Raw genomic sequence first — 21,854 nt, 5'->3', positions numbered from 1 at the left:
CGGACGTCAGCCTTCCGAACCCAGGACACAGGCGCGGGCGCAGGCGCCGATCCGTTCAAACTCGACGCACTTGTCCCCGCGCGACGGTGGAAGTTGAGTGCAAACTGTGCGATCACCGCGAAAGTTGAGCCTTGGATGAGGCCGTTGTGACCGAACCGCAGCCGGATCTTCCATGTCCCGTCCTCGCCGTGGACCTCGACGGCACGCTTCTTCGAAGCGATATGCTGTTTGAGAGCCTTTGGTCGGCCTGTGCTCGCAATTGGCACCGCCCCTTCACCGCGGCCCTGGCGCTGCGCCAGGGCAAGGCGGCGCTGAAACGCCACCTGACAGAGCATTCGCATATCGACGTCACGACCCTGCCCTACGATAGCACCGTCATCGACCATATCCGCCAATTCCGGGCGGCCGGCGGCCGAACCGTGCTGATCACCGCAAGCGACCGTTTCCTTGCCGAAGAGATCGCCGACCATCTGGGGATCTTCGACGAGGTCCACGGATCGGACGGGCGGACCAACCTCAAGGCAGGGGCGAAGGCCACGCTCCTGAATGACCGCTTCGGCGCGGGACACTATGCCTATATGGGCGACTCGCGCGCCGATCTGGCGATCTGGGATCAGGCCGGGCGGGCGATCACCGTCAATGCATCGCGGTCCTTGCGGGCGGCCGCCGACGCCCTCGATCCCGGGGCAGAGCATCTGGCGACCCATCGGGCAAGCTGGCGCGCCTACATGCAGGCCCTGCGCCCGCATCAATGGGTCAAGAACATCCTCGTCTTCATGCCGCTTCTGGCCGCGCATGCGTTCACGCCTGGGGCGGTCCTTGCATCGCTTTTCGCCTTCGCGGCTTTCTCTCTCGTCGCCTCGGCGGTCTACGTCCTCAACGATCTGGTCGATCTCAGGGCCGACCGGGCGCATCCGCGCAAGCGTGAACGCCCCTTCGCCGCGGGCCGCGTACCGATTGCCCATGGCACGATGATGGGTGCCGGCATGCTGGCCGGCGGCACCCTGATCGCACTTGCACTTGGCGGGCCGTTCTTCCTGGTGATGCTGGGCTATATCGGGCTGACCACGGCCTATTCGATGGGCCTGAAGCGAAGGAAGGTCATCGACATCTGCGTTCTGGCCGGGCTTTACACGATACGCATCATCGCGGGCGGTGCGGCGACGGGTCTACCGCTTTCGGTCTGGATGCTGGCCTTTTCGATCTTCTTTTTCTTCGCGCTCGCCGCGGTGAAACGGCAGGCGGAACTTGTCGATAACCTGAAACGACAGGAACCGGGCGCTTCGGGGCGCGACTATTCTGTCGAGGACCTGCCGATCATCTCGATGATGGCAATCGGGGCGGGTTATGTCTCCGTCCTCGTCATGGCGCTTTACGTCAATGCCCCCACCACGCAGGAGCTTTACTCCCTGCCAGAGGCACTTTGGGGCATCTGCTGCGTGCTGCTCTACTGGCTGTCGCGCACGGTGATGATCGCCCATCGCGGAGAGATGCATGACGACCCGGTCGTCTATGCCGCAAGGGACGGCATCAGCCGGATGAGCTTCCTGCTGATCGCGGGCTTCGCGCTGGCGGCGATGCTGCTATGACGCTGCATGGGCTGATCTTCCGCTATTCCGCCTTTGCCGTACTGGCCACGCTGGCCAATCTCGGCACCCAGCGCGTGGTATTCCTGTTGGGTGACGGGCCGCTGGTCTTCGTGGCCGCCCTGGTCTGCGGGACCGGCATGGGGCTGGTGCTGAAATACCTGCTCGACAAGCGGTGGATCTTTGCCGACACCGGCACGGGGCTCAGGGCACATGGGCGGAAATTCTCGCTCTATACCCTGATGGGCGTGGTCACGACCGCGATCTTCTGGGGGACCGAGACCGCCTTTTGGGCCATCTGGCAAACCGACAGGATGCGAGAGGTCGGGGCCCTTCTGGGGCTGACCGTCGGCTACGTGACCAAGTACCAGCTCGACCGCCGCTTTGTCTTCACCGACAGCCAGTTGGGGGCAAGGGCATGAAGCTCTCGGGCTGGGGCCGGTTTCCGGTGGTGGACACCGACGAATCCCGGCCCGACAGCGAAGCGGCGCTGGCCCGTGCGGTCGCGAAAGGCGCCGTGATCGCCCGCGGCAATGGCCGTGCCTATGGTGACAGCGCGATCGGGCTGGCCACGACCCTGAACATGCGCCGCTTCAACAGGATGATCGCCTTCGACCCTGATACGGGCCAACTGGTGGCGGAGGCGGGGCTCCTCCTGTCCGACGTCATCGACACCTTCCTGCCCCGCGGCTGGTTCCCCATGGTCACGCCGGGCACGAAATTCGTCACCCTGGGCGGCATGATCGCGGCCGATGTGCATGGCAAGAACCATCATCGCGACGGGGCGATGCGCGCAAGCGTCGACTGGATCGACCTGATGGGGCCGGACGGACAGGTGCACCGCTGTTCGCGGGACGCGAATGCCGAGTTTTTCGACTGGACGGTTGGCGGCATGGGGCTGACCGGCGTCATCCTGCGCGCCGCGATCCGCCTACGGCCCGTCGAAAGCGCCTGGATCCGGCAACGGATGATCCCCGCCCCCGATCTGGATGCCGCGATGGCCGCATTCGAGGATCATCACGACGCGACCTATTCGGTGGCCTGGATCGACTGTCTCAGCACCGGGGCCGCCAAGGGCCGCGCGCTTGTCATGCTGGGCGAACATGCCCGGGCCGTGGAGCTGCCGCACCAGCACCGGCTGCATCCCCTCCGCACGCCCGAGAAGACGACGAAGACCATCCCCATCGATTTCCCCGGCCTTGCGCTGAACCCACTGACGGTCAGGGCCTTCAACGCCGCCTATTACCGCAATGGCCTGCGGCAGGCAGGCACGTCCTACGTGGACTGGGACAGCTATTTCTACCCGCTCGACGCGATCCTCGGCTGGAACCGAATCTATGGCCGCCGCGGTTTCGTACAGTTTCAATGCGTTCTGCCCCTGCAGGTGGCCAATACCGGCCTGCATGCGCTGCTCGACGAAATCGCTGCGGCGCGCGCCGGCTGCTTCCTGTCAGTGCTGAAACGGTTCGGGCCGGGACAGGGCCGCTTTTCCTTCCCGATGGAGGGCTACACGCTGGCGCTCGACTTCCCCGTCAACCGCCGCACGCTGGCGCTGATGTCGCGGCTGGATGCGATCACGCTGGCCCATGGCGGGCGGTTCTACCTGGCCAAGGATGCGCGGCTGAGCGCGAAGACCCTGCGCGCCGCCGATCCCCGTGCGGAGGACTTCGCCGCCCTGCGGCAGGCAAGGGGCATGTCCCCCGCCTTCCGTTCCTCCCAGTCCGAAAGGCTCTCACTGTGACCAAGCCCCCCGTCCTGATCCTTGGCGCGCGGTCCGATATCGGCCGCGCCGTGGCCCATGCCTTTGCCGCCGAAGGCCACCCGATCCAGCTGGCCGCGCGCAATGCGGAAAGCCTTCAGCCCGACGCCACAGACATCACGATCCGCTACAATGTCGCGGCATCGGTGCACGACTTCGACGCGCTCGACACCGCGCACCACGCCGCCTTTCTCGACCACCTGCCGACCCTGCCAGAGGTTGCCGTTTGCGCCGTCGGCCTGATGGGCGATCAGGCGGAGAACGAGACCGACGCGGGCAAGGCGGCCCTCGTGATACGCGCCAATTTCGAGGGGCCGGCACTGATCCTCGGAGACCTGGCAAACCGCTTCGCCGCGCGCGGCTCCGGCACACTGGTCGGCATCAGTTCCGTGGCAGGTGACCGGGGGCGCGCGACCAACTATGTCTACGGCGCGTCAAAGGCGGGGTTCACCGCGTTCCTGTCGGGTTTGCGCAACCGGCTTGCCAAACAGGGCGTGCATGTGGTCACCGTGCTGCCGGGCTTCGTGAACACGAGGATGACCGAGGGGATGGACCTGCCGGGGGGCCTCACAGCGGAACCTCAGGAACTAGGTACGGCCATCGTGAAAGCCGTCGAGAAGAAGCGGAACATCATCTATGTCCGCCCCGTCTGGCGTCTGATCATGGCCATCATCCGCGCCATCCCCGAGGCCGTGTTCAAGAAGCTCTCCCTCTGAAAGCGCGCGACATCGCTCCATCCGGCGCTTAGTCTGACGCCGAAAGAGGGGGGCAGCCATGGCATCAGGACTTCCGGGATTTACCCAAACCCGTATCGACACCAACGGCATCGGCCTGTCCGTGCATCGCGCGGGCACGGGCGCGCCGCTGATCCTGCTGCACGGCTATCCGCAAAACCACATGTGCTGGCTGAACGTCGCGCCGGCACTGGCAGAGCGGTTCGATGTGATCGTGGTCGATCTGCGCGGCTATGGCGACAGCGACGCGCCCCCAGATGATGACGCCCACACCACCTATTCCAAACGCGAAATGGCCCGCGACATCGTCGGCGTGATGGACGCGCTGGGGCTGGCGCGGGCGCATATCCTCGGCCATGACCGCGGCGCGCGGGTGGCCTATCGGCTGGCGCTCGACCATCCCGACCGCGTGGACCGGCTGGGGATCATAGAGATCGTGCCCACGGGCGATTTCTGGGCCTCCTGGACTGCCGATCTTGCCTACAAGGCCTATCACTGGACCTTCCTTGCCCAGCCTGCGCCGCTGCCGGAACGGCTGATCGGCGCCGACCCGGTCGGCTATATCGATCACACGCTGCAAAGCTGGACGCTGGCGAAATCGCTGGACGTGTTCCCGCCCGCAGCCCTTGCCGCCTATCGCCGTCAGGCGGGCGACCCGGCCCGCATTGCCGCGATGTGTGCCGACTATCGCGCCGGGGCCACGACCGACCGCCATCTTGACGAGGCCGACCGCGCCGCGGGCCGACGTATCGCGGCCCCGCTGATGTTTCTCTGGGCGGAAACCGGGTTTCCCGCACAAACCGGGCATCCGGCCGACTTGTGGCGGGCATGGGCCGAAAACGTACAGGACGCATCCTGCCGGTCGGGCCATTTCGCCATGGAAGAGGCGCCCCAGGCCGTGCTGGACGCTTTCGTTCCCTTCTTCGCCGCCTGACCCGGCCCGCCCGCGTCAAGGTTTCGGTTACCAGTTTTCCAGCTTGTCGTCGCGGCAGGGCGCCGGGATGCGTAGACTTTCCGACGGTGAAAGCCGTCGAAGGCGGCGCGGGGCGTTCTGGAAGGAGCGGAAGATGAACACCGTGACAGGTCTCTTGGGGCTCTTGGTGACCGGCGCGCCCGAGGCGCAAGCCCCCCTGCCCGCAGGCGGAACAGTACCCGACCGCTCCGCCTGTCTCGATGACATCCCTTCCGACGATCTGGCGCGGGCAGACGCGTTCAAGGCGGCATTGATGGCCCTCGACACCGATGACGGGCCGGATTTCTCGGCCCAGGAATGGGCGCGGGCGACCGCCACGGCGAAACCGTTCTCGCTCGACGACCTGTTCGACCGCGATACAAGATGGCCGGCCCTCGTGGACACCTATGACGAACAGGAAGACGCGCTTTTCATCGTCTACGACTCAAAGACCCATCCCGACCCGGTCCTGTCCAAGCGTCCATCGCAGACCGGAACGACCGATGCGATGCTGATGCTGGATGGCATGCCGCTGGCTGTTGTCAGCGGCGGCGCCGGGATGAACCTGGCCAAGGTCAACCTCGTCCCGGACACGCTGTTCCCCGAATATCTGTCTGCCGCGGTGTAGGCGGGCAAAGCTTGGCGCGACGCACCGCTTGGCCTAGGTTGGCCGCAATGCGAACCACCGAAGCGCCGTCATGCCCGACCCCAGACAACCGGATAACCAGCCCGCCGATCTCGCCCGCGAAATCGCCGCCCTGCGCCGCGAAGTCGAAGCCCTGAACGCGCAACGGTTCTTCGTGCTGAACGGCTCTGCCCGGCGGATGCTGTTGATGCAGTTCCTGCGCGGCATGACCATGGGGCTTGGCACCGTTGTCGGGGCTTCGGTGCTTGTTTCCGTCATCGCCTATTCCCTGTCGCAGATCGACTTCATCCCGGTGATCGGCGACTGGGCGGTGGAAATCGCGCGCGAAATCCGGCATCAGGCCCCGGGCGGCGATGCCCCGGAAGGGGTAGGCGCCCCCCCGCTGCAGGAATAGGCCGCCACGCCCCCTTTCCTTCCACACACGAATCCTCTATACGGCGGCCTTCGCCCGGACCGTCCGGGCGTTTTTTCTCCACGGGCCCTGCTGGACGACATCCCGGCTTGTGCCATGGACCCTTTGAAAGGAGACCCCGATGTCGATCACTGCTGAAGAAAAGAACCGGCTGATCAAGGAATACGGCACCAAGGACGGCGACACCGGTTCGCCCGAGGTTCAGGTCGCCATCCTGACCAGCCGCATCTCGACGCTGACCGAGCATTTCAAGACCCACAAGAAGGACAACCACTCCCGCCGTGGTCTTCTGAAACTGGTCGCCCAGCGCCGGAAGCTTCTGGACTACCTCAAGGGTAAGGACGAAAGCCGTTACCTGAAGCTGATCCAGAACCTCGGCATCCGCCGCTAAGGCCGGATGCGGCGCCGGACGACCGGCGTCACGACGGTTGCAGGAGCGTGATCACCGTATCGCCGTATTGGCGTGTGTCGATCACCTCCACCCCGTCGGGCGGCACGACCGCCGCCCCCTCCTCCCAGATGATCAGCGCCCCGGGCGCGATCCACCCGCCGTCGAGCGCGGCGGCCAGCGCCCGTTCGCCAAGCCCCTTGCCATAGGGCGGGTCGAGAAACACCAGATCGAAGGGCGCCCCCTTGGGTTCCCCCAGACGCGTGGCATCCCGGCGAAAGATCTTCGTCGCCCCCCCGGCCCGGCATTTCTCGACATTTTCACGGATCAGCGCCCGCGCCTTGCCCCCGTCATCGACAAAGGTCACATGGGCCGCGCCCCGCGACAGCGCCTCCAGCCCCAGCGCGCCCGTCCCGGCAAACAGATCCAGCACCCGCGCACCGGTCACCGGATCGCCGTAACCGCCGTTCAGGATCAGGTTGAACAGGCTTTCCCGCACCCGGTCGGTCGTGGGGCGCAGATGCGCACCGGCGTCACCCTTCCCGACCGAGGCCAGCCGCAGCCCCTTGTGCTGTCCGGCAATGATCCTCACGCGGCCATCAGCGTCTTGAGGTCAACACCCGCATCGGCCACCGCGGCCGCATCGGGGGAGCGTCCGGCCTCGATCAGCCGCTTGGCGGTCATATAGGCACGCGGGTCGTTCATGGCGTCGACGGCCAACAGCTCCGCCCCGCGAAAATACCAGTGGCTCAGGCTTCCTTCCCGGTCACCCGGGCGCGCGACGACATGGTCATAACCGATGTTCAGCCCGGCAATCTGAAGCTTCACATCGTACTGATCCGACCAGAACCATGGCTTCGGCACATAGGGCGTCTCGGCCCCCAGCATGTTCGCGGCCACCGCCTCTGCCTGGTCGATGGCGTTTTGCACGCTTTCCAGACGCAGATGTCGCCCGCGATAGGGCAGCGACGCACAATCCCCCGCGGCCCAGATCGCCGGGTCGCTCGTGCGGCCAAACGCATCCACCGTGATGCCGTCTTCCACCGCCAGCCCCGCGGCCTGCGCCAGTTCGGTGGCCGGGCTGACACCGATCCCCGCGATGACGAAATCGACGTTCAGCGCGGTGCCGTCCGACATCTCCGCCCCGGTGACACGGGTTTCGCCGATCAGCCGGGTCAGGACCGTGCCTTCGCGCAGATCGACCCCACGGGCCCGGTGCAGATCGCGGAACCATGCCGCAGTCTCGGCACAGGCGACGCGTTGCAGGATGCGCGGCGCGGCCTCGATCAAGGTGACCGCCAGCCCACGGCTGGCCGCCACAGCCGCGGCCTCCAGCCCGATATAACCGCCCCCCACGATCAGCACGCGCGCCCCGGCCACGAAGGCCGGCGCCATTGCATCGACATCGGCCAGCGTGCGCACGACGTGGATGCCGGACAAGGTCCCCCCGATATCGGCGGGCAAGCGCCGCGGCACCGCGCCGGTGGTCAGGGCAAGCTGGTCATAGGCGATCGCATGCCCCCCCGCGATCACCGTCTTGTCCGCCCGGTCGATGGCAATGGCCGTGTCCGACAGGCGCAGATCGATCCCGTTCTCGGCGTAAAAGTCGGGCGGGCGCAGGAACAGCCGCTCCAGCTCCATCTCGCCCAGCAGGTATTTCTTCGACAAGGGCGGGCGCTGATAGGGCGGCACCCGTTCTTCGCCGATCAAGGTGATCTGGCCGGTAAACTCCAGCCCGCGCAGTTTCGCGGCAAGCGCAGCGCCCGCCTGCCCGGCACCGACAATGACGATATGGGACATCCGCGCCCTTTCGCTCTGGCCTATTCCGCGGCACAGATTATCTGAGCGATGAAACCATTGGCAATGTGCGAGGAGTAAGCCCGATGACGATTTCCGTAGGCGACCGCCTGCCCGACGCGACCTTTACCGAGATGGGCGCCGACGGCCCCGGCGAAGTCGTGCTCGCCGACAAGCTGAAGGGCCGCAAGGTTGTGATCTTCGCCGTGCCCGGCGCGTTCACCCCCACCTGCCATTCGGCCCATATGCCGAGCTTCATCCGCGCCAAGGCGGATCTCGAAGCCAAGGGCGTGGACGAAATCATCTGCGTCGCCGTGAACGATCCCTTCGTGATGAAGGCCTGGGGCGATGCGACCGGCGCGCACGCGGCCGGGATCACCATGCTGTCGGATGCCGACAGCAACTTCACCCGCGCCATCGGCATGGATTTCGACGCGATGCCCGTGGGTCTGGTGGCGCGATCCAAACGCTACTCGATGCTCGTGGATGACGGTGTCGTCAAGGCGCTGAATGTCGAGGACAGCCCCGGCGAATGCGAGATCTCGGCCGGTGAGGCGCTGCTGGCGCAAATCTGAGGCGGCCACCCCTGAACCGTCACGAAAACGCGCCTCCGCCATAGTGCGGGGGCGCGATGCGTTTTGGGGTGACATACGGCCCCCGGCGTGGCGACGCGGGACCCGCTTGCCAGACTGGTCAGTTGCGTGTCGTGATGCGGCGGTATCCGCCGACAGCGCCCATCGCCCCCAACATCAACAGCAGCGACGACGGCAACGGGTTTCGCGGCAGATTCTGTTCCAAGGGCGGGGCGTTCAGGTCGGCCACGTCGAAGACGAACGAATAATCCATATCGTAGATCACGCCCTGAAGACCGACCTCTGCCCTGTAGCCTTGCAGATAGACAAGGAGTTCCATGCCATTGCGGGCCTCTTCCGAACCCGCGGCCCAGAAGGACGAATAGCCCAGCGAAATACTTTCGCCGTCTTCGACCGGGTCGTCGATGCTATGATACACCGACCCAAGGTAGGAGCGCCCGCCGCCCCCGCTTTTCGCGTAATATGCGCCAAAGCTGACATACATCAGGGCGGGGTTACCGTAAGGTTGGCCATTGATTTCGTGATAATAATCGCCGCCGTAATAGAAACTGGAAAAGCTGACCGAGAGATTCTCGATTTCCAATCCCGCGCCAAGGCGAAGTTCGAATGCATCCAGATCGGCCTGCCGGTCCACATAAAGGGCCGAGGCCGAAATCACGTTGCGCCCCGCCACAAGGTCAACGACGGGCGATCCCTGACGAAGCGGCGCGGCATCGCCGTCGATTACTTCGTCATACAACAGTGTTTCAGCATTTGCTGCGCCGGAGACGGCCAGTGCAAGCGCTGCGGCGGCCAAACTTTTGAAGACTTTCATCGTTCTGTCCTTCCATGCCTTGTAACAGCAGAGGTACAGAGATTTGCAGGCATGCCCGCCCATCCACGCACCGGAGTCCAATTCAGTCCGTCTGGTGCCGCCATTATGGCGACCCGTCCCGCAGACATCGCACCCCGTGTATCGTGGCCGTTCGGACCTGACAGGCCTTCGGCGACCGCGATTCCCACCAAGTCCGCGAACGCAGGGACGTTAAGCAATCATTCACGGTTTCGTCAATAATTTCGATTGCCCCATTTCGCTAATTTTTGGTAGATTGAATCCAATAGCTAAAACATCTCGCCCTTAAGGCGAGTTGGCCATGTTGCGCTCTTGAATAAGCGGATTTGGGCCGCACAAGGCGGTGCCGAACGCTCCTAATCGACGCCTCGGATCTTCCCTGAATTCGGCCCGGCCCGCGGAACGGGGACGCCCTGCCCTACTCCCCGGCCAGCGCCGCAAGTCGCGCATGGGCGGACACGCTCCGGGCCTCCAGCACCACATCGTGCAAGAAGCGCCCCAGGGCAAGGCTGGTGATGTGCATGCGCTGTTCGGTGAACTCATCGTCGAACAGCGTCTCGTGGATCAGCGCGACTTCTTCCTCGTCCATGTCCAGAACGGTTGGTTCCGGCTCGGCGGTCTGAAGCGAAACGATCGTCACCGGCGGAATGCGCGCCAGTTGGGTCTGTTCGATCACAAGGTGCAACTCTCCCGCCGTCTGCCCGCGCTTGGCGGCGATCTTGGTCAGGATCTCGCGCCCCCGGGCCTTGGCGATATCGGCGCCGCGCTCGGCCTCTTCCTCGGCCATCAGGCGACGGCGGCGTTCGGGATTGTCGACGGACAGCAGCCGCGATTCGAACAGGTAGACCACAAGAAACATCAGCGCCGGCGCCTGCCCGATGGGCAAGGCCAGGTCCGGGAACAGCAGCATGGCCACGGGAAACGGCGTCAGCGGGATGCAATACCGCAGGAACGAATTTTCCATCAGCATCCGCAGATAGATCTTGCTGGTCATCGACCCCGGCGGCAACAGGCCCGACCCATGCCCGAACAGCGCCCGCGGGACCTTGCGGATCTTCATGGCGTATTTGCGCGACACGGTCGACGGGGTCACGACGTGAAGCATTTCGGGCCCTCCGATACCTCAGACTTTTCTAAGTCTAGGTGCCGTCGGCCCCGCGTCCAGACCGCCCCAGATGCCGTTCCCCCCGCGCCTCGGCCAGCTTTACCTGCCGATGGCGTTCGCGAAAGCGGGCCCGTTGCGGCTCGGAATACTCACCCGCACACTGATGGCAGCGCACGCCTTCCTCGTAGTCCGGGTGGGCCAGATCCTCTGGGCACAGGGGGCGGCGGCAGGCATGGCACATCACATGGGCCCCCTCGCGCAGCCCGTGCTCTACCGACACGCGCCCGTCGAACACGAAACAGGCGCCGTGCCAGAGGCTCTCTTCCTCCGGCACCTCTTCCAGATATTTCAGGATCCCGCCCTTGAGGTGACAGACCTCTTCAACCCCTTGGGACAAAAGGTAGTTCGTCGATTTCTCGCAGCGGATACCGCCGGTGCAGAACATCGCGATCCGCTTGTTGTGAAACCGATGGCGGTTTTCCTGCCACCATGCCGGGAAGTCCCGAAAACTCCGCGTGCCCGGATCGACCGCACCTTCGAAACTGCCGATGGCGATTTCATAGTCGTTGCGCGTGTCGATCACGGCCACGTCCTCTGACGCGATCAGCGCGTTCCAGTCCCGTGGCCGCACGTAATGGCCCACGGCGGCGCGGGGGTCGACATCCGGTTGCCCCATGGTGACGATCTCGCGCTTCAGGCGCACCTTCATCCGGCCAAAGGGGCGGTCCGCGGCGGTGCTTTCCTTCCATTCCAGGCCGGCACAGCCCGGAAGCGCCCGAATATGGGCCAGCACCGCATCGATCCCCGCACGGGACCCGGCGATCGTCCCGTTGATCCCCTCCCGCGCCAGAAGGAGTGAGCCGCAGATATCCTCCGCCTCGCACAAGGCCAGAAGCGGCGGTTTCAGACGCGCCGGATCATCGAACCGGGTGAAGTGGTACAGGGCTGCGACATCATACATCGACGCATGTGATACGATGGGCACCGGCCCTGCGGCAAGAGCGGGGCATTGACCCGGGGGGGGCACTTCCTTAACCCCTTGGGGCGAAACCGACCGGAGGAAGGCCCATGCGACCCGCGAACGAAGCCCTCATCGTGATCGATATCCAGAACGATTTCTGCACCGGCGGCGCGCTGGAAGTGCCCGGCGGAGAGACCATCATTCCCCGCGTCAACGCGCTGATGGATGAATTCGAGACGCGGGTCTTCACGCAGGACTGGCACCCGGCCAATCACAGTTCTTTCGCCGCCAACCATCCGGGCAAGAATCCCTATGAGGTGATCGACATGCCCTATGGCGGGCAGATCCTGTGGCCGATCCACTGTGTGCAGGACACCGAGGGCGCCGCCTTCCACCCCGCGCTGGACGTCTCCCGTGCCGATCACATCGTGCGCAAGGGCTTCCGCGCCGAGATCGACAGCTATTCCGCGTTCTTCGAAAACGACCACGAAACCCCAACGGGGCTGGACGACTATCTGTCCGGCAAGGGCATCGACCACCTGACGCTGGTGGGGCTGGCCACCGATTTCTGCGTGCTCTACTCCGCGCTTGACGCGAACAAGCTGGGCTATGCGGTGACGGTCATCGACGGTGCCTGCCGGGGGATCGACCTGAACGGGTCGCTGGAAGACGCCAAACAGGCGATGCTGGAAGCGAACATCGTGCTGGAACCGTAACGCATGGTCGACATCGCGACACGGGTCTATAACCACAAGTGGAAGATCGACCCCATCGTCCGGTCCCTGATCGATACGGATTTCTACAAGCTCTTGATGTGCCAGTCGGTGTTCCGCAACCGGCCCGACACGCATGTCCGTTTCAGCCTGATCAACCGGTCCACCGACATCCGGCTTGCCGATCTGATCGACGAGGGCGAGCTGCGCGAACAGCTTGACCACATTCGCACCCTGCGCCTGACCCGCGGCGAAAGCACATGGCTGCGCGGCAACACCTTCTACGGCAAGCGCCAGATGTTCCGCCCCGATTTCATGGAGTGGTACGAGAACCTGCAACTGCCGCCCTATTCCCTGGAAAAGCGCGACGGCCAGTACGAACTGACCTTCGAGGGCCGCTGGCCCGAGGTGATGATGTGGGAAATCCCCGCGCTCGCCGTGCTGATGGAGATGCGCTCCCGCGCGGTGCTGGAGCGGATGGGCAAGTTCGAGCTTCAGATCCTCTATGCCCGCGCGATGACCAAGCTGTGGGAAAAGGTCGAGCGGCTGAAAACGCTTGAGGGCGTGAAGGTCGCCGATTTCGGCACCCGGCGGCGGCATTCCTTCCTGTGGCAGGACTGGTGCGTCGAGGCGATGATCGAGGGTCTGGGCCGCAGCTTCGTCGGCACCTCCAACTGCCTGATCGCGATGCGCCACGATATCGAGGCCATCGGCACCAATGCCCATGAACTGCCCATGGTCCTGGCCGCGCTGGCCGAGACGGACGAGGAATTGCGGCAGGCGCCCTACAAGGTTCTGGCCGACTGGCACGAAGAACATGACGGCAACCTGCGGATCATGCTGCCCGACACCTATGGCACCAAGGGGTTTCTCGACCACGCGCCGGACTGGCTGGCGGGCTGGACCGGCATTCGCATCGATTCCGGCGATCCGGCGGAAGGGGCAGAGACCGCCATCCGCTGGTGGCAGGCGCGGGGCGAGGATCCGACGCAGAAGCTGATCATCTTTTCAGACGGGCTGGACGTGGACAAGATCATCGAGTTGCACGCGCAATTCGCGGGCCGCGCCAAGATCAGCTTCGGCTGGGGCACGCTTCTGACCAACGATTTCCGCGGACTGGTGGCGAACGACGCGCTGGCGCCGTTTTCTCTGGTCTGCAAGGCGGTCAGCGCCAACGGCCGCCCGACGGTAAAGCTGTCGGACAACCCCAACAAGGCGATGGGCCCGGCGGACGAAATCGAACGCTACAAACGGGTGTTCGGCGTCGGCACGCAAGAGGCCATCGACGTCGTGGTCTGAGCGGGCCGCGTCAGCCGCGGGCATCCGCCGACGATGTGCCGAGGCGCGCCATCGCAGGGTCGAGGCGCGGCAATCCGACCAAACTTGTGGGCACTTTGTCGCGACACGTTCGCCGCGCCTCTGATCGATGCGCAGGCGTCAGCAGATCGCCGGGGCTGACTCCCCTCGACTCCGCGCCTTGGATCTCCGGCACAACCTGAACTCGTCTGTGACGTGGTCATGTTCACGGTCCGCTGGTATGTCTTAGGGTGACACCCGGACCGCCCGGGGGTGCAGAAGGAACGCAACCGATGGCCGATCTTGAACGCCGCATTGCCCAGGGCCGGGGCGACGAGCCTGCCGATCTGGTCCTCAGCGGGGGCCGTGTCTTCGACCTGATCACCGGCGCGATGCTGGACGGCGATGTCGCGATCTGCGGCGACACCATCGTCGGCACCGGCGCGGAATATGAGGGGCGAGAGGTCGTCGACGTCTCCGGCCTGATCCTCGTCCCCGGTTTCATCGACACGCATCTGCATATCGAGTCGAGCCTTGTCACGCCGTTCGAGTTCGACCGCTGCGTCACCCCCCGCGGGATCACCACCGCCATCTGCGACCCGCATGAAATCGCCAATGTCATCGGGCCCGACGGGATCCGATACTTCCAGCAGGCATCCGAACACACGCTGATGGACATCCGGGTACAGCTTTCCTCCTGCGTGCCGTCCACCACGATGGAAACCGCAGGCGCCGAGATCGACGCCGACGCGCTGGCCGCCCTGATGGGCCACCCCTCCGGCATCGGGCTGGCGGAGTTCATGAACTACCCCGGCGTGATCTTCCGTGACCAGGGCGTTCTGGCCAAGCTGCGGCTGTTTGACGGCGGTCATATCGACGGGCATTGCCCGCTTCTGTCGGGGCGCGACCTCAACGCCTATATCGCCGCGGGCATCCGGACAGAGCATGAGGCGACCACCGCCGAAGAGGCGCTTGAAAAGCTGCAAAAGGGGATGCGCGTGCTGATCCGCGAAGGATCGGTATCCAAGGACCTGCACGCCCTGCAACCGGTGCTGACCGAGACGACCGCGCCCTACATGTGCCTGTGCACCGACGACCGCAATCCACTGGATATCGCGGATGCCGGGCATCTCGACTACATGATCCGCACGCTGATCGGGCTGGGCTGCCCGCCATTGGCCGTCTACCGCGCGGCGTCCCTGTCCGGGGCAGAGGCATTCGGGCTGAAAGATCGCGGCCTGATCACACCGGGCAAGCGCGCCGATATCGTGGCGCTGGACAGCTTGAATGACTGCCGCGCGCAAATGGTCTGGGCGGCCGGGCGGCGCGTGGGCGAGACCGCCTTTGCCGCACGCGACACCATCGCCCCGATCGGGCGACACTCCGTCCTCGCGCCACAGGTCACGGCCGACAACTTCCGCCTCGCGGAAAACCGGGAGGACACCCATGTCATCGGCATTCTGGACGGCAAGATCCTGACCGAACACCTGCACGAGACCGTCCCCATCGTCGATGGCGACAAGCGCCCGGATCCGGCGCGCGATCTGGTGCGGATCGCGGTGGTCGAACGGCACGGAAAGAACGGCAATATCGCGACGGGCTTCGTCAAGGGATTTGGCCTGAAACGGGGGGCGATTGCCTCCACCGTCTGTCACGATCACCACAACATCGCCTGTGTCGGCGTGGACTATCCCGATATGGCGCTGGCGGTGAACCGGATGAGCGAGATCGAGGGCGGTTTCGTCGTCGCCGCGGGTGGCACCGTTCTGGCCGAACTGCCCCTGCCCGTGGCGGGGTTGATGAGCCTTGATCCGTTCGAGGCGGTCCATGACCGGCTGGTTTCCCTGCGCACCGCCGCCAAAAGCCTTGGCGTGACGCTGGAAGAACCTTTCCTGCAACTGGCCTTTCTTGCCCTGCCGGTGATCCCGTCGCTGAAGATCACCGACCGCGGCATGGTCGATGTGGACCGGTTCGAACTGATCTCCTGACACCGGGCGCGGGCCCTTGAAAATCCCGTGCGGGCCGGTCTTGATGTTCGGCGGACCGGCCCGCACCCCATGCGCGCCGGTTGCGGAGCGACGAGGGAGGACCGCACCGTGGAAGTCATGATGATACCCGCCTATCTGGGCTGGGGCGTTCTGGCCGGCGTCGTGTTCTCGGCCATCGGGGCTGCGGGGGGCATCCTGACCTCTTTCGGCCTGATCACCCTTTTCGCCGTCGCCGACCCCAACAGCGTCAAACCGATGACCCAGCTTGTCGTCCTCGCTGCGACGCTGACCTTCGTGCCGGGCTATTTCGGCCGGTCGGCCGTGGTTCTGCCGCTTGGGGTGTTGCTGGGGCCGGGGGGCTGGTGGGCGCCTATGTCGGCAGCACGCTTTCCAGCCTTCTGTTGTCGGACATGACGACCTTTCGCCCGCTGTTCGGCGTCCTGACCCTCGCCATTGCCGTGCAGATCGTCACCAAGCTGGTCAAGGGCTGGTTCAGCCGCGACACCAGGCGCCTGCCCGGAGGTTTGCCGGTCCGGGGGACGTCGATCTCGCTCCGGGCGCTGTCGTTTTCCTATGGCGATCACGCCTACCGCATCCCCTTGCGCTCTCCCCTGCTGGCCGGGGCGGGCATCGCGATGCTGGCGGCGATCTTCGGCGTGGGCGGGGGGTTCCTGCTGGTGCCCTATCTGTCGGTGATGCTGGGTCTGCCGATGTACATCATCCCGGCCACCGCGGCGATCGCGATCTTCATGTCGCTGGCCGTGTCGATCAGCAATTTCGTGGCGCTGGGGGCCGAGATCCAGTTCGGCATCCTGATCCCGCTGATCGTCGGTGTCATCGGGGGCGCGATCCTGGGGCCGAAGGTGAACCGGGCGATGCCCAATGCCGTACTGCAGGCGATCATGGCCGTGATCGTGACGGGGATCGGGGTGAAGTATCTGGTGTTCTGAAAACGTCTTGCACCACGTCCCAAAACCTCGCGCACAGTTCGAACCATCGCCGTTCGCGCCGAAGCCTGCGGCGCGGAGCAAAGGGGCGGCAGCCCCGCAGCGCCATCGCCGGAGCGCCGATCAAAGGTCTTCCGGAGATGGGTTTACGCCAGAGCGCCGATCAGACGGACGGCAACCCGGTCGAGGAAGGTGGCCAGCAACGCCTCTGCCCGGTCGGTGCTTTCCGACTCGGTATAAACCCGAAACTCCGGCGCGTTGCCGGAGGGGCGCAGATGCACGATATCGCCGCCCTCAAACGTCACGCGCAGCCCGTCGGTCAGGTCACACGACGTCTCTGCCCCCGCGGGCGCGAAGAACTCGGCGCGGGCGTTCGGATCGGCCTTCAGCCCGGTAAGGAAGTCGGCCGAGGCCTCTGTCGCCACGCCTTGCAGCCGGTCCGCGGCGGTGCGCCGGGCGGGCAAACCGGCAAGCAGATCGGCCACCCCGCCCCCCGCAGCCCGGGCCGCGGACAGCACCGCCACGATGGGCAAAAGGGAATCGCGCGTCATCAGCGGTGGCAGCGCGCCGGCCGGCCGATGGGCCGTGAAGCCCAGCAGGAACCCGCCATTCGCCTCGAACCCCACGACCGGGGCGGCGGGATCGGTGGCGAGGATCTCTTCCATCGCGGCGATGACGAAGGGCGATCCGATCCGGGTCAGCCGCACGGTGTCGAACTCTGGCAGACGCGCGACCATGCTGTTGGACGACACCGGCGTGCAGACCGCCCGGGCGCCCAGCGCGCGCGCCGTGACGATGCCCATGACATCGCCGGGCACCACGCGCCCGTTGGCATCGGTCAGCATCGGCCGGTCGGCGTCGCCATCTGTGGAAATCACCGCGTCCAGCCCGTGATCCGCGCACCACCCCGCAAGCATCGCGCGGGTATCGGCATCCACGGCCTCGGTATCGACGGGGATGAAGTGATCGGAAAAGGCCAGCGGCAGCGCCTGCCCCCCCAGGGCCTGCACCACGTCCATCATCGCGTCGCGGGCGACGGAGGAATGCTGATAAACGCCGATCTTCAGCCCCGCCAGGGCATCCGCGCCAAAAGCCTGCGCATAGCGCCCGACATAGTCGGACAGGGCCTTCGGATCGGCCGCCAGCGCGCCCTGCGCCCCCGACGCGGCAAAAGTTTCGCATGCGAAACTCTGCGCGATGGCCTGTTCGTCGGCTTTTGAAATCTCGCCCGTCGGCAGGTAGAATTTCAGCCCGTTCCGGTCCGCGGGAATGTGGCTGCCCGTGACCATCACCGCGCCCGCGCCCTGCCCCATGGCCGCCAGCGCCAGCGCCGGGGTGGGCAGCGCCCCGCAGTCGACGGCCCGCTTGCCAGCGGCGCGCACCGCCGCGATCACGTCGCCCGCAATTCGGGGGGAGGAGTCGCGCAGGTCGCGGCCGACGAAAATGCTGTCCCCGACAGGACAGGCCGCCACGAAGGCCCGCGTGTAGCGGCCGACAAGATCGGGCGTCAGGTCCGTCACCAGACCGCGAAGCCCGCTTGTTCCGAATTTGGGTGCCATAAGAGAACTGCCTTGCCTGAAAATCGCGGGCATAGAGGCTCAGGCGGTCTGACAAGTCAAGAACGCAGGGCAGTTCTGCCCTGCGTCGCAGTCCGGGCCCGGATCAGGCGCGCACCAGCGTCTCGTAGGCGTTCGACATTTCGCGGGTCAGGGCACCGACTTCGAAGTTGTAGTCGCCGATCTGGCCCACCGGCGTGACCTCTGCCGCCGTGCCGGTCAGCCAGCACTGTTCGAACCCTTCCAGCTCACCGGGTTCGATATGGCGTTCATGCACCTTGACCTGACGGTCTTTCAGCATGCCGATGACTGTCTGCCGGGTGATCCCGTTCAGGAAGCAGTCGGGCTTGGGCGTGTGCACCTCGCCATCCTTGACGAAGAAGATGTTGGCGCCGGTCGCCTCGGCCACATAGCCGCGATAGTCGAACATCATCGCGTCCGAACAGCCCTTGGCCTCTGCCGCATGCTTGGACATGGTGCAGATCATGTAGAGCCCGGCGGCCTTGGCAGCACTCGGGATCGTCTCGGGGCTGGGCCGCTTCCACTTGGAAATGTCCAGTTTGGCGCCTTTCATCTTGGCATCGCCGTAATAGGCACCCCATTCCCAGACCGCGACGGCCATGCGCACCGGGTTGCGCGCGGAGGCGACCCCCATGTCTTCCCCCGCACCGCGCCACGCGACCGCACGGACATAGGCGTCGGTCAGGTTGTTGGCCTTCATGACCTCGTATTTCGCGGCCTCGATTTCCTCGACCGTGTAGGGGACCTCGAAATCGATCTGGCTGGCAGAGAACCGCAGCCGTTCCGAATGTTCGACCGATTTGAAGATCTTGCCGCCATAGGCCCGCTCCCCCTCGAATACCGAGGAGGCGTAATGCATCGCATGGGTCAGGATGTGCACATTGGCGTCGCGCCAAGGCACCAGTTTCCCATCCATCCAGATAAAGCCGTCCCGGTCGTCGTAGCCAGCCATGGCTGTAGTCCTTCCTCTTGCCTCTCGCGGCGTTGCTTTTACGAAAGTTGCGCAACCTAGGTCCGAAACGGACATAATGTTGCGCTAATTTCACGGATGGCTATCAGTTGAGTCTTGGAAAGTCAACAAGGCTGACATATGATCGCTTAACAATTGATCGGAATGCAAACCTGCGGGGTGGGATCATGGCGCAAGGGACGTCCGCAATTACGAAGAAAAGCGGCGAAAGCCTGCTTTATCTGACCGACGAACAGCTTCGGAAGGGAATCGAGGCGATGTTCTTCGCCTATCGCGGCTTCACCGCCGATCCCGACCGCATTCTCGAAGAATACGGCTATGGCCGCGCCCATCACCGGGCGATCCACTTCATCCACCGGGCGCCGGGCACCACGGTGAACAACCTGCTGTCGATCCTCGGCGTGACGAAACAGTCGCTGAACCGCGTGTTGCGCAGCCTGATCGAGGACGGGCTGGTCGAAAGCCGGGTGGGCAACCGCGACAAGCGCGAGCGTCACCTGTATCTGACCGAGAGCGGCGCGGCGCTGGAACACGAACTGTCCACCGCCCAGCGGGAACGGATGCGCGAGGCCTATCGCGCCGCCGGCCCCAGCGCCGTGGCCGGATTTCGCGAGGTGCTGGAGGCGATGATGGACCCGGAGATGCGCCGCCATTTCAATCGCCTGTCGGATGGCGGGAAATGAATGCCGAAACCGAAATCCACCTGCTGATCGTCGATGACGATGCCCGGATTCGCGAATTGCTGCGCAAGTTTCTTGTGCGCAACGGCTTTTGGGTCAGCGCCGCGCGCGATGCCGCCCATGCCCGCAAATTGCTGGCCGGGCTGGAATTCGACCTGATCGTGCTGGACGTGATGATGCCAGAGGAAGACGGGATCAGCTTTACCCGCGCACTTCGGCGCGAGATTTCAACGCCGATCCTGCTGTTGACGGCCCGGGGCGAAACCACGGATCGCATCGAGGGGCTGGAAGCCGGGGCCGACGACTATCTGCCCAAGCCGTTCGAGCCGAAGGAACTGCTGCTGCGGATCAACGCGATCCTGCGCCGCCTGCCCCATGCGCGGGACGAAGCGCGGCTGCCCAAGGTGCTGCATCTGGGCCCGGTGCGCTATGACATCGGCCGCGGCGAGTTGTGGCAGGGCGAGGAACGCGTGCGCCTGACCGCGACCGAGGCGCAACTGATGCGTATCTTTTCCGCCTGCCCGGGCGAGGCCGTCAGCCGGACAACGCTGGTCGAGGAACTGGGCCGCGATGGCGGGCAGGCGCAGGAACGCGCCATCGACGTGCAGATCACCCGCCTGCGCCGCAAGATCGAGGAAGACCCCAAGCAGCCCCGCTATCTGCAGACCGTGCGCGGGGCGGGCTACATGCTGGCCCCCGATTGACGGTTGCGGGGTCGCCCCCGCGCCCCTAGCCTTTCGCGCATGACAACCGCGCTGATCACCCATCCCGACTGCCTTGGCCATGTCACACCGCCGGGGCACCCCGAACGCGTCGCCCGGCTGGAGGCCGTGAACGAGGCGCTGACGACCGAGAGGTTTTCCGCCCTTGTCCGCGAAACCGCGCCCCTGGCCGATGAGGCCGAGATCCTGCGCGCCCATCCGCAGGGCTATATCGACAAGCTGCGCGCCGCGATCCCAAAGGCGGGTTCGGTCTCTCTCGACCCAGACACCCATGTTTCTCCGGGGTCGATGCGGGCCGCCTTGCGCGTCGTGGGGGCCCATCTGCGGGCCATCGACATGGTGATGGCGGGCGAGGTGGCGAACGCCTTTGCCGCCGTCCGCCCACCGGGCCACCATGCGGAGAAGACCCGCGCGATGGGGTTTTGCCTGTTTTCGACCGTGGCGATCGGCACCAAATACGCGCTGGACCGGCACGGTCTGTCCCGCGTCGCGGTGGTGGATTTCGACGTGCATCACGGCAACGGCACGCAGGACGTGCTGTGGGACGAACCGAACGCGCTTTTCATCTCGACCCACCAGGCGCCGTTCTACCCCTTCACGGGGGCGGCGGACGAAACCGGCGCCCATGACAACGTGCTGAACCTGCCCCTGCCCGCCCAGACCGATGGCGCACGCTTCCGGGCCGAGGTGGAGCACCACGTCCTACCGCGGCTGGCGGACTTCGCGCCGGAGTTGCTGCTCGTCTCGGCCGGGTTCGACGCCCACACCGCCGACCCGCTGGCCCAGCTTCACCTGCGCGAGGCCGATTTCACATGGATCACCGAGCGGCTCTGCGACATCGCGGAGACCCATTGCGGGGGGCGGTTGGTCTCGACACTCGAAGGCGGATATGATCTTGACGCACTGGCCGCGAGCGTCGCGGCCCATGTGGGCGTTCTGATGGAGCGGGGGGCATGAGCGAGAAGAAGATCACCGAGATGAGCTTCGAAGAGGCGATGGCGGCGCTGGAATCGGCGGTCTCCGCGCTGGAAAAGGGCGAGGTGCCGCTGGAAGAGTCGATCACGCTTTCCGAACATGCCGCGAAGCTGAAGCGCCATTGCGAGGCCAAGCTGAAAGAGGCCGAGGAAAAGGTCGAGGCCATCAAGCTGGATGCCGAGGGCACACCCACGGGCACCGCCCCTGTCGAAGGTCTCTGA

General features: G+C 65.2%; 25 protein-coding genes. 18 read left to right on the top strand and 7 right to left on the bottom strand.

Features of this window, described 5'->3' with window-relative positions; translation table 11 throughout:
• Positions 1–131 precede the first annotated feature (131 nt).
• The 8 genes from RGUI_RS12625 (at position 132) to rpsO (ending at position 6,480) form a co-directional block, all read left to right on the top strand.
• A complete protein-coding gene (locus tag RGUI_RS12625) occupies positions 132–1,589 on the top strand; it encodes a UbiA family prenyltransferase (protein WP_081533464.1) in 1,458 nt (485 codons plus the stop codon).
• Positions 1,586–2,008, top strand: a complete 423-nt coding sequence (locus tag RGUI_RS12620; protein ID WP_081533462.1) for a GtrA family protein — start codon at positions 1,586–1,588, stop codon at positions 2,006–2,008. The genes RGUI_RS12625 and RGUI_RS12620 overlap by 4 nt, the downstream gene beginning before the upstream one ends.
• Complete coding sequence (locus RGUI_RS12615; protein ID WP_081533460.1) at positions 2,005–3,327, top strand: FAD-binding oxidoreductase; 1,323 nt, start codon at positions 2,005–2,007, stop codon at positions 3,325–3,327. Before RGUI_RS12620 ends, RGUI_RS12615 begins: the two co-directional genes overlap by 4 nt.
• Complete coding sequence (locus RGUI_RS12610) at positions 3,324–4,061, top strand: SDR family oxidoreductase (RefSeq protein ID WP_081533458.1); 738 nt, start codon at positions 3,324–3,326, stop codon at positions 4,059–4,061. Before RGUI_RS12615 ends, RGUI_RS12610 begins: the two co-directional genes overlap by 4 nt.
• 58 nt (positions 4,062–4,119) lie before the next feature.
• The gene (locus RGUI_RS12605; RefSeq protein ID WP_081533456.1) at positions 4,120–5,013 is read left to right on the top strand and encodes an alpha/beta fold hydrolase; all 894 of its coding nucleotides are present in this window, start codon (positions 4,120–4,122) and stop codon (positions 5,011–5,013) included.
• 133 nt (positions 5,014–5,146) lie between these two features.
• The gene (locus RGUI_RS12600) at positions 5,147–5,659 is read left to right on the top strand and encodes a hypothetical protein (RefSeq protein ID WP_081533454.1); all 513 of its coding nucleotides are present in this window, start codon (positions 5,147–5,149) and stop codon (positions 5,657–5,659) included.
• Positions 5,660–5,729: 70 nt separating this feature from the next.
• The gene (locus tag RGUI_RS12595; protein WP_081533452.1) at positions 5,730–6,071 is read left to right on the top strand and encodes a DUF5665 domain-containing protein; all 342 of its coding nucleotides are present in this window, start codon (positions 5,730–5,732) and stop codon (positions 6,069–6,071) included.
• Positions 6,072–6,210: 139 nt separating this feature from the next.
• Positions 6,211–6,480, top strand: coding sequence for a 30S ribosomal protein S15 (gene rpsO / locus RGUI_RS12590; protein WP_081533450.1), 270 nt, complete (start codon positions 6,211–6,213; stop codon positions 6,478–6,480).
• Positions 6,481–6,508: 28 nt separating this feature from the next.
• Here rpsO and rsmD read toward each other — a convergent pair whose 3' ends face one another.
• Complete coding sequence (gene rsmD, locus RGUI_RS12585) at positions 6,509–7,069, bottom strand: 16S rRNA (guanine(966)-N(2))-methyltransferase RsmD (protein WP_081533448.1); 561 nt, start codon at positions 7,067–7,069, stop codon at positions 6,509–6,511.
• On the bottom strand, positions 7,066–8,277 hold the full coding sequence (locus RGUI_RS12580) for an NAD(P)/FAD-dependent oxidoreductase (RefSeq protein WP_081533446.1): 1,212 nt from the start codon (positions 8,275–8,277) through the stop codon (positions 7,066–7,068). The genes rsmD and RGUI_RS12580 overlap by 4 nt, the downstream gene beginning before the upstream one ends.
• Positions 8,278–8,360: 83 nt before the next feature.
• On the opposite strand from RGUI_RS12580, the gene RGUI_RS12575 reads away from it, so the two are divergent.
• Positions 8,361–8,849 (top strand): peroxiredoxin, encoded by a 489-nt coding sequence (locus RGUI_RS12575; RefSeq protein ID WP_081533444.1) that lies wholly within the window; start codon positions 8,361–8,363, stop codon positions 8,847–8,849.
• A gap of 118 nt (positions 8,850–8,967) precedes the next feature.
• Here RGUI_RS12575 and RGUI_RS12570 read toward each other — a convergent pair whose 3' ends face one another.
• The 3 genes from RGUI_RS12570 to RGUI_RS12560 all read right to left on the bottom strand — a co-directional run bounded on the left by RGUI_RS12570 (position 8,968) and on the right by RGUI_RS12560 (position 11,765).
• On the bottom strand, positions 8,968–9,681 hold the full coding sequence (locus tag RGUI_RS12570) for a hypothetical protein (protein WP_081533442.1): 714 nt from the start codon (positions 9,679–9,681) through the stop codon (positions 8,968–8,970).
• Between the two features lie 436 nt (positions 9,682–10,117).
• Positions 10,118–10,804, bottom strand: coding sequence for a hypothetical protein (locus RGUI_RS12565; RefSeq protein ID WP_081533440.1), 687 nt, complete (start codon positions 10,802–10,804; stop codon positions 10,118–10,120).
• Positions 10,805–10,838: 34 nt separating this feature from the next.
• Entirely contained in the window at positions 10,839–11,765 is a 927-nt protein-coding gene (locus RGUI_RS12560; protein WP_081533438.1) for a rhodanese-related sulfurtransferase, read from the bottom strand.
• A gap of 107 nt (positions 11,766–11,872) precedes the next feature.
• On the opposite strand from RGUI_RS12560, the gene pncA reads away from it, so the two are divergent.
• The 5 genes from pncA (at position 11,873) to RGUI_RS12540 (ending at position 16,712) form a co-directional block, all read left to right on the top strand.
• Positions 11,873–12,481 carry a bifunctional nicotinamidase/pyrazinamidase gene (pncA, locus tag RGUI_RS12555; RefSeq protein WP_081533436.1) on the top strand — a complete coding sequence of 203 codons (609 nt, stop codon included), beginning with the start codon at positions 11,873–11,875 and terminating at the stop codon, positions 12,479–12,481.
• 3 nt (positions 12,482–12,484) lie between these two features.
• Positions 12,485–13,777 carry a nicotinate phosphoribosyltransferase gene (gene pncB / locus RGUI_RS12550; RefSeq protein WP_081533434.1) on the top strand — a complete coding sequence of 431 codons (1,293 nt, stop codon included), beginning with the start codon at positions 12,485–12,487 and terminating at the stop codon, positions 13,775–13,777.
• Positions 13,778–14,067: 290 nt separating this feature from the next.
• Entirely contained in the window at positions 14,068–15,762 is a 1,695-nt protein-coding gene (ade, locus tag RGUI_RS12545; protein WP_081533432.1) for an adenine deaminase, read from the top strand.
• 108 nt (positions 15,763–15,870) lie between these two features.
• On the top strand, positions 15,871–16,176 hold the full coding sequence (locus RGUI_RS21720; protein WP_172841139.1) for a hypothetical protein: 306 nt from the start codon (positions 15,871–15,873) through the stop codon (positions 16,174–16,176).
• On the top strand, positions 16,125–16,712 hold the full coding sequence (locus RGUI_RS12540) for a sulfite exporter TauE/SafE family protein (protein ID WP_172841138.1): 588 nt from the start codon (positions 16,125–16,127) through the stop codon (positions 16,710–16,712). The genes RGUI_RS21720 and RGUI_RS12540 overlap by 52 nt, the downstream gene beginning before the upstream one ends.
• Before the next feature lie 143 nt (positions 16,713–16,855).
• Here the strand turns inward: RGUI_RS12540 and RGUI_RS12535 are convergent, their stop codons facing one another.
• Positions 16,856–18,268 carry a phosphomannomutase gene (locus RGUI_RS12535; RefSeq protein WP_081533429.1) on the bottom strand — a complete coding sequence of 471 codons (1,413 nt, stop codon included), beginning with the start codon at positions 18,266–18,268 and terminating at the stop codon, positions 16,856–16,858.
• A 103-nt stretch (positions 18,269–18,371) separates the two neighbouring features.
• On the bottom strand, positions 18,372–19,238 hold the full coding sequence (locus RGUI_RS12530; RefSeq protein ID WP_081533427.1) for a branched-chain amino acid aminotransferase: 867 nt from the start codon (positions 19,236–19,238) through the stop codon (positions 18,372–18,374).
• 185 nt (positions 19,239–19,423) lie between these two features.
• Between RGUI_RS12530 and RGUI_RS12525 the strand changes: the two genes are divergently transcribed.
• From RGUI_RS12525 to RGUI_RS12510, 4 genes are read left to right on the top strand one after another with little or no spacing between them, the layout of a single operon-like run.
• Positions 19,424–19,939: a MarR family winged helix-turn-helix transcriptional regulator gene (locus RGUI_RS12525; protein WP_081533425.1), complete on the top strand. Its 516-nt coding sequence runs from the start codon at positions 19,424–19,426 to the stop codon at positions 19,937–19,939.
• The gene (locus RGUI_RS12520; RefSeq protein ID WP_081533423.1) at positions 19,936–20,640 is read left to right on the top strand and encodes a response regulator; all 705 of its coding nucleotides are present in this window, start codon (positions 19,936–19,938) and stop codon (positions 20,638–20,640) included. The genes RGUI_RS12525 and RGUI_RS12520 overlap by 4 nt, the downstream gene beginning before the upstream one ends.
• Positions 20,641–20,679: 39 nt before the next feature.
• The gene (locus RGUI_RS12515; protein WP_081533421.1) at positions 20,680–21,615 is read left to right on the top strand and encodes a histone deacetylase family protein; all 936 of its coding nucleotides are present in this window, start codon (positions 20,680–20,682) and stop codon (positions 21,613–21,615) included.
• Positions 21,612–21,854 (top strand): exodeoxyribonuclease VII small subunit, encoded by a 243-nt coding sequence (locus RGUI_RS12510; RefSeq protein WP_081533420.1) that lies wholly within the window; start codon positions 21,612–21,614, stop codon positions 21,852–21,854. Before RGUI_RS12515 ends, RGUI_RS12510 begins: the two co-directional genes overlap by 4 nt.

Source organism: Rhodovulum sp. P5 (assembly GCF_002079305.1).
Taxonomy (GTDB): domain Bacteria; phylum Pseudomonadota; class Alphaproteobacteria; order Rhodobacterales; family Rhodobacteraceae; genus Rhodovulum.
Note: the sequence above shows the minus strand (reverse complement) of the source record. Positions and strands in the feature narration are given on the sequence as shown.